Source organism: Deltaproteobacteria bacterium (genome assembly GCA_016930875.1).
Lineage (GTDB): Bacteria > Desulfobacterota > Desulfobacteria > Desulfobacterales.
The window spans coordinates 17976-31507 of sequence record JAFGFW010000082.1 but is presented as its reverse complement, the minus strand read 5'-3'; the positions used below and the strand labels follow the sequence as shown (position 1 = coordinate 31507).

The following is a 13532-nucleotide window of genomic DNA, read 5'->3' as shown; positions in this document are numbered from 1 at the left end:
TTACTGTCATGCCGGACTTGATCCGGCATCCAGTTCTTTTTCTGGATTCCCCGGTCAAGCCGGGGAATGACGACTTTTGGCTTTTTTCCGCCAGGATCATATTGTTGTCAAGAAGTTACAGACACACTACACTAGCAAAAAGGGCAAGGCCATCCTTGACCCTGCCCTTGCACTCTCACGATTGAAGATAGACCTACTTCTTAAGCTTTTTCCTGAACCCCACAAGACCTACCAGGCCAGTACCCAGTAATAGTACCGTGACGGGTTCGGGGACAGGGGTTGCACCGTCTGTCCCGAACAAGGGTTGAACATTTGAAATGTTGGCCTCTGCAAGGGCACCCTCCACGATGTTGAACGTGAACACGGTCTGCCCGCCCCCGAATGCGTAGACTAGGGGGCCCTGCATCAAACCACCACCCAAAACATAGTTCGGACCAAGAATACCAACTTCCAGTCCGTTTGGGCCATCGGGGGGATAAAGGCTTGCCTGCAAATACTCCTTGTAAATACCATCATTATCGGCATCAGAACGGTCAACATCAAAACGGTCCCAACGTCCAAAAGTATCTTCTCCGTAGTTAATGTCGCCTATCGTTCCGATTCCATACAGCCCTAGGTTCTCTGCGGATATGTTATCCTTATAGAACCATTCAGCGGTCATGTTTTTGGTTGTGTAATCATTCGGAGAACCATCCGGAAAAACCAAAAACGAGGTGCCCGAAATCATTGCTGACACAGGATCCAAAACAACCCCGGAGACTCCAATGTCCCACGTGACTCCGGTCAAGACTTGCCAATTGGCATCAATGGTTTGAGGGGTGGTATTTGTCAAAGTAATTGTTAGCGTACTGCCGTCAACCACGAAATCGGCTGACACATAAGGAAGGAAAAGAGGGTCCTCGCTACCCTGGATCGGAAGGCCTGACCACGTAAAGGCCGTAGCGTAGAGCGGTCCATGGCTGAGCAGAATGACGGCCAAAACAAGACCTAAGCCGAGCAATGACCTGTGCCAGATTCCTTTAATTGAAGCTTCTTTCATGTTGGGTCTCCTTTCAGCCAAATGTGCCCTCTATATTGGAAAAAATTACAAGCTAGTAACCCATTACATACAATTCTCATGCCATATTTCCAGAAGTTGGTCAATAGCATATATTCGATGTAATATCAGCAGGTTGAGTTTATGGCACGCAAGGTGGAATTAGATGTAGGGTGAAAGAAAGTTATTAATTGGGAAAAAATATACTCACAATGTGAGAACTAAAAGTAACATGACCATACCAGAAAGGAAGGAAGCCTCTATGGGTTGACTTCAGGCAAGAATCCAAAGAGATGAATTTTAGGGGCTTGCATCCGAGCCGTGTAATGCGGACTTTTTGCGAGACCATCAATCTTGCTCAAGCAACAATCTCTATTTCAATTGCGGGTGGTTTGGGGATAGAACTATTTTCGGAATGGGATAGCGCCCGTGTTCCTCCTTATAGGCTTGATTACGTAACCTGGTCTTTTCCCGTCGCTCTTGTCTTATTCTTGCTTCTTCCTTCTTTTGCTCGGCTATACTTGGCCCTTTCTTTTCTATCCAAAGTGGATAGGGGTATGATCGTATGCCTGTGTGCCATCTGTATCGCGGCCACCGGTAATGCCAATCCCAGTCGTTGTAAAAATACCAATCGTTGCACGCCAATGCTGCTGTTGAACTAAACAGAAAGGCTATTATAAATAATGCCTTTCGCATCTCTTGTCCCCAAACTCAATCTCAAACCCTGTGATAACTCCGCCAAGGAGCGAGTGGGTTATTTCCCTACAAACTCGCCATTTTTGAACTGACCCACCAATTCTTTCCCGTCAGGCGAGGTCAAAGTTCCTTTGCCCTCCAATTTATTGTTCTTGAACTGCCCCACGTATTTGACGCCGTTGGGACGGATCAGAATCCCTTGTCCATTTAACATGTCGTTCTTGAACTCACCCACATATTTTGCGCCGTCATGAGAAGTCAGAGTCCCTTTCCCATGCATCTTGCCATCCTTAAAATGGCCCACGTATTTGTCACCCTTGGGATAGAGAAAAGTCCCTTGTCCATTCGTACAGTCCCCTTTGATACATTCAGCAAAGGAATTCACAGGAGAAAAACAAATCATTAACAGCAAAGCTGCCCAAAAAATTTTCATCCCTCTAACCTCCGTTTCATGACTGTCTTATTGGCCGTTTACTAAATGGGTATGATTACTATGTTCACCCTTCTATTCATAGCGTCACTTGAAGATATGGGCTGTGACTCACCGAAACCAATGGTCTGTATTCTTCTTGAATCTACTCCCCTTTGTGTCAAGGCATCCTTTACCGCCTGGGCCCGTCTTTGAGACAAATCTTGATTATACTGTTCGGAACCTTTTGAGTCAGTATGACCCTCAACTCTGATTGTCGTTTGCGGATATCTATTCAATACGTTGGCGACTCTGCCGATCTCCGCATATGCACCTGGTTTTAAGGTTGCCGAGTCAAAATCAAACATGACTTCGGACTGAAACGTGGCCGTCAAAACATTCTGTGTCCTCTGGATACTCGCGGCCTCGCTCGCAGCCAAAACGGCCCTCAATTCTTGCTCCTGTCTGTCCATGTATGCACCGATCTGATGACCGGAGAGACCACCCACGGCGGCGCCAATTCCTGCCCCCAGAAGCGTGGCTTCTGTATTCCTACCGATTACCTGGCCTAGAATTGCGCCTCCTGCCGCCCCAATTAGAACTCCTGTTTTCGCTCCTCTTTGTTGATATGTCGGCCCTGCACAGGAATAAAAACAGATCGCCAGCGCGAGACATAAAATGATTGAAATTGTTCTTTTCATCACTCAGCCTCCTTTGTTGCCCAGTAGTTTTTTTGTGGAGTGATTTTCTATAGCCTTTACCGACGCTGCCGTCAAGGCAAAGATTCTGCCTTGACGGCAGCGCTTCGCGGGCGAAAATCAGGACGGTTTTTGGGGATGGCACTGCTTGCACGCCGTAGGGCCGGTAGGTTTGCCGGCCTTCTTCAAATCCTTGTGACATCCCACACAGTTCTCATGGATAGCTGAGTAGTGGTATTTTGCAATCTTCTCCTTCTTGCTCAGTTTTGGCGCGTCTTTTCCTGTTGGCGCCTTGGCCTGGCTGTGACAGACATCGCATTTTTGGACGTCGTTCCCCTCTTTCCAGACGTTCTTGCCACATTCATAAACGTGGTGACAGTCGGCGCAAGAAATCTTGTAGTCCACATTGTGTTTCTTGTGCGTGAAGGTGACAAGGGCCTTTTTATGCTTATCGTAGGCTTTTGAATTCATGGTCATTTCATCAGCCGCCTGCTGAGCTGCGTAAACAACTGCAAAGACAAAAACCATACCCAAAACTGTAACTGCCAATGCTGCTAAGGATCGCTTCTTCATAGCCTTTTACCCCCTTTCAAGAAAGCGAATTCTTCTAACTTACCTACGCTACTGACGATGTGGACCATGTCGTTTCCAATGTCCATAGGGACGCCGGGGTGCAGGACCGTAACGCACAGCTTGCGGACTGTAGTAAACAACTGGCGGCGCAACATAAACAGGTGGCGGACTATAATAAACAACCGGGCGGCTATAACAAACAGGCGCTGGAGGAGGCTGATAATAACAACCGTTAAGGAGAGCATTTCCCACAATAGCAGCTCCCACGCCTATGGCTATCCCTTCCCATCTGTAACGTTGTTCAGAACCTGCCCAAGCGGAAGTTGCGACAAAGGAGAAAGATAAGATAGTTGCGAGCACAACAGTAAGGACTTTTTTCTTTTTCATTTTTCCACCTCCTGATTCTTCATATTAAGACATCAGACACAGTCTTTTTGAATAGGTTGAAACAGTGCTTTGATTTTCTTCAATTCCATTATCTTCATCACCTGAGATCAGAGGTTCACTGAACCATAGAATGGTCTGGTGTGTTTTCGGTGTTTCCAAAATCATGACAGATCCCACATTGCCCTTAAAAGAGTTTATGATAGCGCTGGGGCCAGACACTGAGGTGGGAGGCGCCAGAAAAGAAAAGTAAAGGACAAGTCCTGCAATAACGGCTGTGGCAGGGACATAGAATCTCCTGGCTACAAGCAGGCGTCCAAATTTCAACCACCATGGAGTTTTCTTTTTCCGGATGAAAGCCAACACCTTTTCTTCAACTTTTTCAAGGTTGGCATGAGAAAGCTCTTTATCTAAACCCGTCCTAAAAAGGGTAGAGATGGCCTCAGCATCTTGGAGTGCCTTTTGACAGGAAGGGCAGTGTTTTATGTGTTCGCTCATCAGAGCATATTCATCCGGCCCGAGTTCTTGATCAAAGAAACGATTTAGCAGGGTCGGATCACAAATAGTTGGGTCCATTTTCATGAGCTTTTATCCTCATCAGGAAATTGACATTTGCTTTGTTAGACATCAATTCTCCAAAAAAACTCACTCAAAAAACAAAAAAGTGTTTTTTCTTGGTGGCAGCTCGTCCGGGTTAGAAAATGGCGTGATTCTCTTCTTGTTTTCTGCCAGAAAGAGCACGAATTACACGACTGGGGGACTAGAATGAAGCGGAGATGTTAAACAGCAGGGAACCGTCTTTGTGTTTGGGGCCGCCAACGATAATGCTGCTGTTGTTGAGGAGCTGGATCACGGTTTCAAAGATCACTCTCCTTTTTTTCAGGATCACAAGTCGCAGCTCTACTCTGTTTCCCGTCACACCCGTAGGCGTGATCTTCAAAATCCTGTTTCCTGAAAGCGAAACCACACCGGTCTCACTCATACGGACATTTATGCGGTCCTGGCTGAGGAGTCGGTATGAGGAGTACCGGAATAAGGACTGCAGCTCCTTTATAAGGCTGGACAGACGCGGGTCAAAGTATTTGGCCCCATGAGATGCCAGGACGGTCTTAACGACAACATCAATATTGTGCTCTGCCCGGATTGGAGCTGCCTGTACCCCGGTCAGAACAACCAATAGAGGCAACAGATGGAGTTTTTTGAATCGCGTCATCTTCACTCTCCCTTTTTCACGAATCCTTACCCTCTTCCAGATACTGCTTTAGCGACTGCTTTAGCCTCTTGCGAGCATAAAAGAGCCGGGAACTGACTGTCCCCGTCCTTACGCCTAGTGTCTTGGCAATCTCATCATAGGAAAGACCTTCCACCTCCTTGAGTACAAACACAGCCCTCGTCTTTTCCGGTAACTCGTTCAGCCTATCCCAGAATATCTTCTCAAATTCCTTTTTTTCGTAAAGAGCGTCTGGATAATGAGCCTCGGTTCCCGACTTCAGGTCATTACCGGATTCGTCTCTTTCAAGGGGTTGATGATGCCATCTGAACCGCCGTTTCCATCTTTTCTTCCAGTTAAGGCACAGGTTGACCGTAATACGATGGAGCCAGGTCGAAAGCCTTGATTCCTCTCTAAAGCCATGGATGTTCTGGTATACCTTGAGGAAAACTTCCTGGACTATATCCAGGCTCTCTTCTCTATCTAAGGTGATACCATAGGCGATGCTGAAGACTCTGGTCTCATATCGCCTGACGAGAACACGAAATGCATCCTCCTGCCCTTGCTTGAGCAGAGAGACAAGTGTGCTCTCATCCCCAAGATCTTTATCTACCTCGTCAGACACCAGTTATTCAGAAAAAATCATGTCTAGCTGCCACCAGCGCTTCCCCGGAACCAAACGGCCATCTTAAGAATTTATTTCTTATATCGCAAATTCGTGGGCTTTTCAATCGGCAACTACGGCGACAGATGCCCAAGTCCACCGCCAAAAAAGCGAAGGACTGATGGGTGTAACGCAATTACAGTTTGTTCTTTAAAATGAGGCCCGCGGAAACCTTCACTTTGCCAGTGCGTAAATCACTGTTCTTTTCTCTTCGTTTTTTTGGCGGTGGATTCGGGGATGTGACGGTGATTGACATTTTCCTGCGTTTTGGTTATATCTGGCTCCGCCAGATGTGCAGAATAGGTGCTAGCAGTTATATGATGTCACAACTTTCTCAAAGCGTTGTAACGTGCAGCTACAATCTTGTACCTCCTGAAGAGATTTTTGGCCGGATTTCAAGGCTTCAGAAAGGACTGGAGGGGGCTTCCTTGAGCGGTGCCGTCATCATTGATGGCATAAATATGTTCTATTATACCGGCACGTTACAAAACGGTTTCCTCTTTGTTCCGGTTGAAGGAGAGGCGATCTTTTTCATACGACGGAGCTTTGAGCGGGCACAAAAAGAAACCCCTCTCAGGACTCTGGTTCGTCTCAAGAGCTTTGCAGAGATCCCGGAAGGGCTGAAGGCGCACGGTCACCATGTAGCTCGGCTCGGACTGGATGAGGCCACTGTTCCGGTTTCCATGTTCAAAAAGCTCTTAGGGGCCTTTCGTGAAAGTGTGTTTGAAGATATCAGTTTGATGCTGGCCATGATTCGTTCTATCAAATCGGATTACGAAGTGGGCCTGATTCGAGAGGCCGGAAAGAGGCATAAGGCCATCTACGACGAGATACCGAACATGATTCAAGAGGGGATCACGGAATGGGAACTTGGATCAGCTATCCACGCTGAGATGCTCAAGCTCGGCTATACAGGAATTGGGAGGCTTGCCGCTTTTAACAGCGAGTTCTTTGCCGGTGTAATCAGTTTCGGGGAGTCCGGCAATTATCCTACGGCTTCAGTGGGTCCCGGGGGGCTGGTAGGGCTCTCGCCTGCATTTCCGTTCCTTGGTGGGACAAGAAGGCTTAAAAAAGCGGAGAGCATTTTTATTGATACCGGGTTTTCCTTTGAGGGGTATTTTACGGATAAGACCAGGATCTTTGCGCTTGGCCGTCTTCCACAGGCTGCTGTGGATGCGCACAAGACATGTCTGCATATTCAAGAGGAGGTCAGACGCAGATTGAAACCGGGCGCTGTACCGTCTGAAATATTTGAAGATGTGTATCGCACTGAAGTAGCCCGGCGGGACTTTGAGGATAACTTCATGGGATTTGGGAGCAACCAGGTACCATTTCTTGGCCATGGCATTGGTCTGGTTATTGATGAATTTCCGGTTATTGCAGGCAAGATACACTCCCCCCTCAGAAAGAACATGGTAATTGCTGTGGAACCCAAAAAGGGCCTCAAATCCATCGGGTTGGTAGGTGTGGAGAATACCTTTCTGGTTACAGAGCAGGGCGGCGAAAAGCTTACGCCCGGTTCCGACGAAATCACCATTATTTCTTGACCGCTTCAGACTCCTGCTGCTTTGAAGGCCTCTTTCACGATTGTTTGCGCCTCTTCTTGGATTATCTTCAGATGTTCCTCTCCCTTGAAGCTCTCGGCATACACCTTGTAGATATCTTCGGTTCCCGACGGCCTTGCTGCAAACCAACCGTTTTCGGTTACGACCTTGAGGCCTCCTATGGGGGCGTCATTGCCAGGGGCGCGGGTGAGTTTGGCGATGATCTTTTCTCCGGCCAGCTCTTTTGCGGGTACCATATCGGGCGAGAGCTTTTTCAGGGCTTCTTTTTGCTCTGGCCTTGCCGGCGCGTCAATCCGCTCATAAATGGGCTTTCCGAATCTGTCTTCCAGGTCTTTATACAGTTCGTCCGGAGAGCGGTTAGTAATGGCTGTGATCTCGGCAGCCAAAAGGTCCATGATGATGCCGTCCTTGTCCGTGGTCCAGACCGTGCCGTTTTTTCGCAAGAAAGACGCTCCTGCGCTTTCTTCGCCGGCGAACCCGTACGAGCCATCAAGGAGTCCGTCAACAAACCACTTGAACCCCACGGGAACTTCGGAGAGCTTGCGTTTCAGGTGCGCTGCCACCCTGTCAATCATGGAGCTTGAGACCAGGGTTTTGCCAACAGCAGCAGCAGGTCTCCAGTTCGGCCGATTTTGAAAGAGATACCAGACGGCAACAGCAAGATAGTGGTTGGCGTTAAGGAGCCCGGAACCCTTGGTGACAATGCCGTGGCGGTCAGTGTCCGGGTCGTTGCCAAAGGCAATATCAAACTGGTCCTTAAGCTCGATCAGGCTTGCCATGGCATAGCGAGACGAACAGTCCATACGGATTTTGCCGTCCTTGTCCACGGTCATGAAGCCGAAAGTCGGGTCGACGGCCCGGTTTACCACCTCGATATCAAGTCCGAACCGTTCGGCAATGGGGTCCCAGAAGTCCACGGCCGCCCCTCCCAATGGGTCCACTCCTATTTTCAGCCCCCCTTTGGCTATGGCCTCCATGTCGATAATGCTTGCCAGATCCTTTGTGTAGGGGCCAATGTAGTCGTGCTCGTGGGTCGTATCAGCGGAAACTGCCTTTTCAAAGGGTGTGCGACGGACCTCCCTGTTGCCTTCGCGCAAGATCTCATTGGCCCTGTCTTCGATGACCGTGGTGGTTGCCGTATCAGCCGGGCCGCCATGCGGGGGGTTGTATTTGAAGCCGCCGTTGTCAGGCGGGTTGTGAGATGGCGTGATGACCACGCCGTCGGCAAGTCCATTCGTTTTGTCTCGATTGTGGGTCAGGATGGCGTGGGAGATGACCGGTGTGGGCGTGTAGCCGAGTCCCTTCTGAATCATGACCGTCATGCTGTTGGCGGCGAACACCTCTAAGGCAGTTGCCAGGGCTGGTTCGGAAAGGGCGTGAGTGTCCATGCCCATGAAAAGGGGCCCGGTGATATTTTTAGATTGTCTGTATTGGCAAATAGCCTGGCAAATGGCCAGGACATGGTCCTCGTTAAAGCTTTTCTCAAACGAGGAACCCCTGTGCCCGGATGTGCCAAAGGCGACCTTCTGGGCCAGATCCGAAACGTCCGGTTTATGGGTGTAATAGGAACTGACGAGTCTTGAAATGTTGACAAGAAGGGTTCGTGGCGCCGGTTTTCCGGCCAGTTCGTGCAGGGCCATATCATACCTCCAAAGAAACCTTGGTTCTTAATGAAGTCTAATAGATATGATGCGCAAAGGGCAAGCAAAACATGGCTGAATTATCGATGCCATGGCACGCTTTTTTGCCAAAAGAGAACATGCCTCCAACCAGGCCAAATCGGAACAAAGAAAGGCTTTTAAACAACTAACCGCCTGAATTAACTAATGATATTCGAATTTAAATATTGTCCTTCGACTTCGCTCAGGATGGTGAGCCATTCGACACTGCTCATGGCCGTGAGCCTGTCGAACGGCCAGTCGAACCATTTCGAGGTTGCGGCTGACGCCTTGAGAACAGTACGGATTTTGAGACTCGCATAACCGTGCAATATTAGCAATTTGGCACCGACTTTGGCGTTATCGTGCGTTACCCGTTGAAATCCTTGACAAGAATCTGCCTTGTTGATAGGTTTTAATTGTGTTCTGACTCAAATGCGGTAGAAGGCCTACCAAGATGATATGTCCAAAGTGTGGGTTTAGCCAACCGGACGACATATATTGCGCCCTTTGCGGCGTCAACATTGAAAGGTATGCTCGAAAAAAAAGGAAACAGCGCTACAAGACAGGCATTCTGACTGTCTTGCTAGGTATCGCAATCCTTGCCATCATAAACCATATCACCTCCTCTCCGAAGAACGGACCTCGTGATAAACCTAGTGAAGGCAGGCTCAGCAAGAATGTCGCTCCCATCAGCCAGAAAACCAGCCCTGGCAGGGAAACACATCCTGGCAAGTCACCAGCGCAGCCCCAAAAGGACCACAGCCTTGAGAATCAACGCTTCGGGGCGGAAAAAACGGATTTTAAGTCCTCGGTGCAAGAATACAAGCAAGAGAAGCAGTCTGGAGTTGATGCGGAGAAAGGGTCAGTTACAGCAAGCCAGTGGTTTGAAAAAGGCAAAGAGCTGGATGACGACTCTGAAGCTGAAATAGGATACTATCAAAAGGCAATAGAACTGGACGCCAAGTTTGTGCCTGCCCTTTATCGTCTAGGGGCTATCTATTACCGACAGGCCAATTACGAGTTGGCTGATAAGGCATTTGCCGGTTTTCTCGAACATGCTACTGATGCAGACAGGGAAGCCTATGATATCTATGTGTACTACTCCATAGCTGACGTGCAAAGACTATCTAAGAGAATAGAGGAACAAGCCGCCGCCGAAGAGGGTGAAAAAGAGACACCCACCGAAGTCGAAAAGGAAACAGGCGAAATCGCAGACGAGGAGACAAGTGAAGAAACGAGTGAGGAAACAGGCGAAGAAGCAAATGAGGAAGTAATGACCATTGTGAGGTTTTCGCAAGTAGACGGACACATTTTAGTGCCTGTAGTGTTGAACGACTCAATCAGCGCCAGAGTTCTAGTTGATACCGGGGCTGGCATTACTATTCTTTCAAGGGAGTTGGCAAAGGCTCTCGGATTGGATGAAGAAAGGGGCACATCCATCACGCTGAAAACCATGGCCATGGATATTCAAGCGCAATTGGCCAGGGTCCAATCCATTCAAGTCGGTGGCGTTGGCAGACACAACTTCCGTGTGGCCGTGACAGATCTGCCTTTTGGCGAAAAGGGCAGATTTGATGGCATCCTGGGCATGGATTTCTTGAACAACTACAAGATACAAATCGACAATGAAACACAAAGAATCATGCTAACTCCCCACATCCAATAAAACATGATAGCTTCCCAAAATGCCGTTATTCCCACCGGTGCAAATCTCTTCTTCGCGTCTTAGGAGATGTCCGGTAGAAAAGATGCACGCACATCAGATAAGCTCTCTTGATGTTTTGCTCAGACTCCTGACCTGGCAGACTGCCTTAGCCCACGAGTTCAACAATGCGCCCTTCACGTGAACCGGGGTTGAGCACATCTTGTGAATTAGCTTCCTCATTCGACCCGGATTCATCATACAGATTATCAGGAGATTCCACTGGGTTTACCTTGCCTTCGACGACATCCGCTGTCATCTTCTGGGCGCTTTCCGCCTGGGCTTGAACAGCGTGCTGATTTTCTTGATTCAAATTTACGGTAGCACCGATACCTTCAATCATTGTCCGCCCCTCCTAGCTCATAACAAAAAACCCATTCTCGTTGCCGAAGAATGGGCCAAAGCGTTCAACTTTTAAACCGGTTGAGCAACCCCGCTATCCGCCTGTGGCGGACCGGAGGCTTTGCGTCCCACTCTTTCGAGAGGTTTGCCTTTTTCATATATGTTTTATTCTGATGTTTCTTATCGGCGCGGAAGGGAAAAACCGTTAGATGTATTTCCTGAAAAAAGAGACCAAAACATCTATTTTGCTGATTTTTCTATATAATTTTCTTGGTTGTCTCTTTGAGTATCTTTGGAGCTTTTTACTTTGCCGTCTGATTCGGACTTCCAACGAACTTAAACATCAAGTTCGTTGCCGACAGGACGCCGCGAAGCGGCATAAACCAGCTTTTTACGAGATCATCAATCGTGCCTACCTTAACAATTCCAGCATACCTAAGGTTAGCCAGGGAACGTACGTGATAAGCAGTACAACTAAGGCCATTATAAAGAGGAAGGGCAAGGCATCGCGGGCAACAACTGTAAGCGGCTTCTCGAAACGAAAGGAAGCGAAAAACAGATTCATACCAACCGGCGGTGTGAGATAGCCCAGTTGCAGATTGGCCAAAAAAATAATGCCGAGATGGGCGGGATGAACACCGAATGACTCGGCCATAGGTAATATCAGAGGCACTACCACGACTAGCGCGGAATAGATATCCATCAAGCATCCGACAACGATCAACCCCGCGTTTAACGCTAGGAGAAATGACCACCTTGAGTGTAGGTGATTTGTGGCCCAGGTGGCGGCATGCGCGGGAACCTGGGCGTCAACAAGATAGCTCGTCAGTCCCATAGCCACACCGAGAATAATAAGCACGCCTCCCACCAGGGCAGCACATTTGACAAGCATGTTTAGGAGTCTTTGCAAGTTCAGATCGCGGAAAATACAAACCTCGACTATCAAGGCGTATATCACCAGGACGGCCGAGGCTTCAACGAGAGTGCAGAATCCGCCGAAGATAAGCGCCAACAGGAAAATCGGCATGGCGATTTCCCATTTTGCGATCCAAATGGCAGCAGCGGCTTGGCGAAGAATAAATGGGGCATGCCCGGCCCCGGTCTTAAACCCTTGCCAGATACAAAGAAGGCAAATAGGGGCAATCAGCAAAGCCCCTGGTATGAGTCCGGCTTTGAACATGTCAAGAATCGGCACATGGGCGATGACGCTATAAAGAATCACAACGAGGCTAGGGGGTAGCAGCAAACCCAGGCTACCTGTTGAGGTCAGCAGTCCGATAGAAAAATTCGCTCTGAAACCACTTTTCAAAAGCACGGGTAACAAGAGCCCTCCCAGGGCGAGAATGGTCACGCCCGATGCTCCCGTGAATGTCGTAAAGAAGGCGCACAGTAGCGTTGCGGCTACCGCCAATCCACCAGGAATCCATCCGAACAGGGCCCTAAAGACGCGAGCCAGGCGTTCGCTGGCACGACCCTCGGAAAGTATGAAGCCGGCCAGAGTCAATAGTGGTATAGTTGGAAAGATCGGGGATGCCACTATGCGATACGTTTCGGCAGGTATGGCGGCGACCGTTACACCGTCACCCCAGAAGAGCAACAGCGCCACGCCACCGAGCAAGATGAAGATAGGCATTCCCAAGCCTGCTGCCATAAGCAGCAATATCATACCCGGCAGGACGAGTTGTGATGCAGCGGCGGAAGAAAGGGTCGATAACAGAATCATTGCCGGGAGACTGAGCCCAACCAGGACCCTAACCCAGGCGCGTTTTGATGCACGGAGAATGAAACGAATGGCCATGATCGCGAAGCCAAAGGGCATGACGGCTTCGGCTATCCAGATTGGGATCCACCCCCCGATAGTTGTCAATCCGCCGTTTTCAAAAAGACCAAAGGGTTCGAGCCGACGCTCGACGAAATCAGGTATGATTTTGGCCGTCCAAGAAGGCAATCCGGGCGCCTCAGCTATGACCAATTCCAGACTGGCACAAAACAAGCAGGCACAAATAGCAGCCGATGTGAAGGCAACCAGACAATCAACGATACGGCTCACCTGCGGCGGAAGCGAGCGTGTAGCTGCGATGATCTTGAGGTGTTTGCCTTCGCGTGTGGCAAGCATGGCGCCAAGAAATCCGACCCACAGGGTGAGGTGTTGGGGATATTCTGTAGCACCCGGAATCCCTTTGCCGACCCAGGCGCGTCCCAGCAATTCGACAACTGGGATCAATGCCATGAGCAACAGGGCTACAGCCAAGATGGCGTCCTCGGTTCGGCGGAGCCACCGGGCCGGGTGTCCGAGGATACCCGCTGAGGGAATAGTAGTGTCGGGATCAGGCTTCATTGGATGCACGTAAAGACAAAGTTCAAAGCTGATGAAATCGTAAAAAACTCAACGAATTGTCATTTCGAGCGAAGCGCCCGCCCTGCCCGCCCTGGCGCGACAGAAGTTGGACAGTGCCCAGGAGAGAAAAACCCGGTCTGGGCCAGGGAGAAATCCTTTCCGTCTAACATGCCGAAAGCATAAGATTTCTCCCTTTCAGCCGTCGTCCGCCTCAGGCGGACTATGGCGAAGTCGGCGCGGTCGAAATGACACAT

Annotated in this window: 14 protein-coding genes and 1 riboswitch; of the genes, 3 read left to right on the top strand and 11 right to left on the bottom strand. The window is 49.4% G+C overall.

Annotated features, from left to right (window positions below; all coding sequences use genetic code 11):
• Positions 1–185: hypothetical protein (locus JW883_07970; protein ID MBN1842200.1), on the top strand; the 185-nt coding region annotated here is incomplete at its 5' end.
• Between the two features lie 8 nt (positions 186–193).
• On the opposite strand, the gene JW883_07965 is transcribed toward JW883_07970, so the two are convergent.
• From JW883_07965 to JW883_07930, 8 genes are all read right to left on the bottom strand, one after another.
• The gene (locus tag JW883_07965; GenBank protein MBN1842199.1) at positions 194–1039 is read right to left on the bottom strand and encodes a PEP-CTERM sorting domain-containing protein; all 846 of its coding nucleotides are present in this window, start codon (positions 1037–1039) and stop codon (positions 194–196) included.
• Between the two features lie 751 nt (positions 1040–1790).
• Positions 1791–2165 carry a hypothetical protein gene (locus JW883_07960; protein MBN1842198.1) on the bottom strand — a complete coding sequence of 125 codons (375 nt, stop codon included), beginning with the start codon at positions 2163–2165 and terminating at the stop codon, positions 1791–1793.
• Positions 2166–2206: 41 nt separating this feature from the next.
• Positions 2207–2842 carry an OmpA family protein gene (locus JW883_07955; protein MBN1842197.1) on the bottom strand — a complete coding sequence of 212 codons (636 nt, stop codon included), beginning with the start codon at positions 2840–2842 and terminating at the stop codon, positions 2207–2209.
• 117 nt (positions 2843–2959) lie between these two features.
• Positions 2960–3412: a cytochrome c3 family protein gene (locus tag JW883_07950; protein ID MBN1842196.1), complete on the bottom strand. Its 453-nt coding sequence runs from the start codon at positions 3410–3412 to the stop codon at positions 2960–2962.
• Positions 3409–3657, bottom strand: a complete 249-nt coding sequence (locus tag JW883_07945) for a hypothetical protein (GenBank protein ID MBN1842195.1) — start codon at positions 3655–3657, stop codon at positions 3409–3411. The genes JW883_07950 and JW883_07945 overlap by 4 nt, the downstream gene beginning before the upstream one ends.
• A 166-nt stretch (positions 3658–3823) precedes the next feature.
• Positions 3824–4378 (bottom strand): zf-HC2 domain-containing protein, encoded by a 555-nt coding sequence (locus JW883_07940; GenBank protein MBN1842194.1) that lies wholly within the window; start codon positions 4376–4378, stop codon positions 3824–3826.
• Between the two features lie 178 nt (positions 4379–4556).
• Complete coding sequence (locus JW883_07935) at positions 4557–5009, bottom strand: hypothetical protein (protein MBN1842193.1); 453 nt, start codon at positions 5007–5009, stop codon at positions 4557–4559.
• A gap of 16 nt (positions 5010–5025) precedes the next feature.
• Complete coding sequence (locus tag JW883_07930) at positions 5026–5634, bottom strand: sigma-70 family RNA polymerase sigma factor (protein MBN1842192.1); 609 nt, start codon at positions 5632–5634, stop codon at positions 5026–5028.
• Between the two features lie 353 nt (positions 5635–5987).
• Between JW883_07930 and JW883_07925 the strand changes: the two genes are divergently transcribed.
• Positions 5988–7217 (top strand): aminopeptidase P family protein, encoded by a 1230-nt coding sequence (locus tag JW883_07925; GenBank protein ID MBN1842191.1) that lies wholly within the window; start codon positions 5988–5990, stop codon positions 7215–7217.
• A gap of 5 nt (positions 7218–7222) precedes the next feature.
• Here JW883_07925 and JW883_07920 read toward each other — a convergent pair whose 3' ends face one another.
• On the bottom strand, positions 7223–8875 hold the full coding sequence (locus tag JW883_07920) for an alpha-D-glucose phosphate-specific phosphoglucomutase (GenBank protein ID MBN1842190.1): 1653 nt from the start codon (positions 8873–8875) through the stop codon (positions 7223–7225).
• Between the two features lie 475 nt (positions 8876–9350).
• Between JW883_07920 and JW883_07915 the strand changes: the two genes are divergently transcribed.
• On the top strand, positions 9351–10562 hold the full coding sequence (locus JW883_07915; GenBank protein MBN1842189.1) for an aspartyl protease family protein: 1212 nt from the start codon (positions 9351–9353) through the stop codon (positions 10560–10562).
• A gap of 145 nt (positions 10563–10707) precedes the next feature.
• Here the strand turns inward: JW883_07915 and JW883_07910 are convergent, their stop codons facing one another.
• The gene (locus JW883_07910; GenBank protein MBN1842188.1) at positions 10708–10941 is read right to left on the bottom strand and encodes a hypothetical protein; all 234 of its coding nucleotides are present in this window, start codon (positions 10939–10941) and stop codon (positions 10708–10710) included.
• An 80-nt stretch (positions 10942–11021) separates the two neighbouring features.
• Positions 11022–11100: riboswitch (cyclic di-GMP riboswitch) on the bottom strand.
• Positions 11101–11352: 252 nt separating this feature from the next.
• Positions 11353–13278 carry a TRAP transporter large permease subunit gene (locus JW883_07905; GenBank protein MBN1842187.1) on the bottom strand — a complete coding sequence of 642 codons (1926 nt, stop codon included), beginning with the start codon at positions 13276–13278 and terminating at the stop codon, positions 11353–11355.
• Positions 13279–13532 lie beyond the last annotated feature (254 nt).

What these genes read in the sequence shown, in the direction of transcription:
- JW883_07950 (MBN1842196.1), bottom strand. Translation starts at nt 3,412, where the DNA reads ATGAAGAAGCGATCCTTAGCAGCATTGGCAGTTACAGTTTTGGGTATG.
- JW883_07910 (MBN1842188.1), bottom strand. Translation starts at nt 10,941, where the DNA reads ATGATTGAAGGTATCGGTGCTACCGTAAATTTGAATCAAGAAAATCAG.
- JW883_07955 (MBN1842197.1), bottom strand. Translation starts at nt 2,842, where the DNA reads ATGAAAAGAACAATTTCAATCATTTTATGTCTCGCGCTGGCGATCTGT.
- JW883_07945 (MBN1842195.1), bottom strand. Translation starts at nt 3,657, where the DNA reads ATGCTCTCCTTAACGGTTGTTATTATCAGCCTCCTCCAGCGCCTGTTT.
- JW883_07960 (MBN1842198.1), bottom strand. Translation starts at nt 2,165, where the DNA reads ATGAAAATTTTTTGGGCAGCTTTGCTGTTAATGATTTGTTTTTCTCCT.
- JW883_07965 (MBN1842199.1), bottom strand. Translation starts at nt 1,039, where the DNA reads ATGAAAGAAGCTTCAATTAAAGGAATCTGGCACAGGTCATTGCTCGGC.
- JW883_07940 (MBN1842194.1), bottom strand. Translation starts at nt 4,378, where the DNA reads ATGAAAATGGACCCAACTATTTGTGATCCGACCCTGCTAAATCGTTTC.
- JW883_07915 (MBN1842189.1), top strand. Translation starts at nt 9,351, where the DNA reads ATGATATGTCCAAAGTGTGGGTTTAGCCAACCGGACGACATATATTGC.
- JW883_07920 (MBN1842190.1), bottom strand. Translation starts at nt 8,875, where the DNA reads ATGGCCCTGCACGAACTGGCCGGAAAACCGGCGCCACGAACCCTTCTT.
- JW883_07925 (MBN1842191.1), top strand. Translation starts at nt 5,988, where the DNA reads ATGATGTCACAACTTTCTCAAAGCGTTGTAACGTGCAGCTACAATCTT.
- JW883_07935 (MBN1842193.1), bottom strand. Translation starts at nt 5,009, where the DNA reads ATGACGCGATTCAAAAAACTCCATCTGTTGCCTCTATTGGTTGTTCTG.
- JW883_07905 (MBN1842187.1), bottom strand. Translation starts at nt 13,278, where the DNA reads ATGAAGCCTGATCCCGACACTACTATTCCCTCAGCGGGTATCCTCGGA.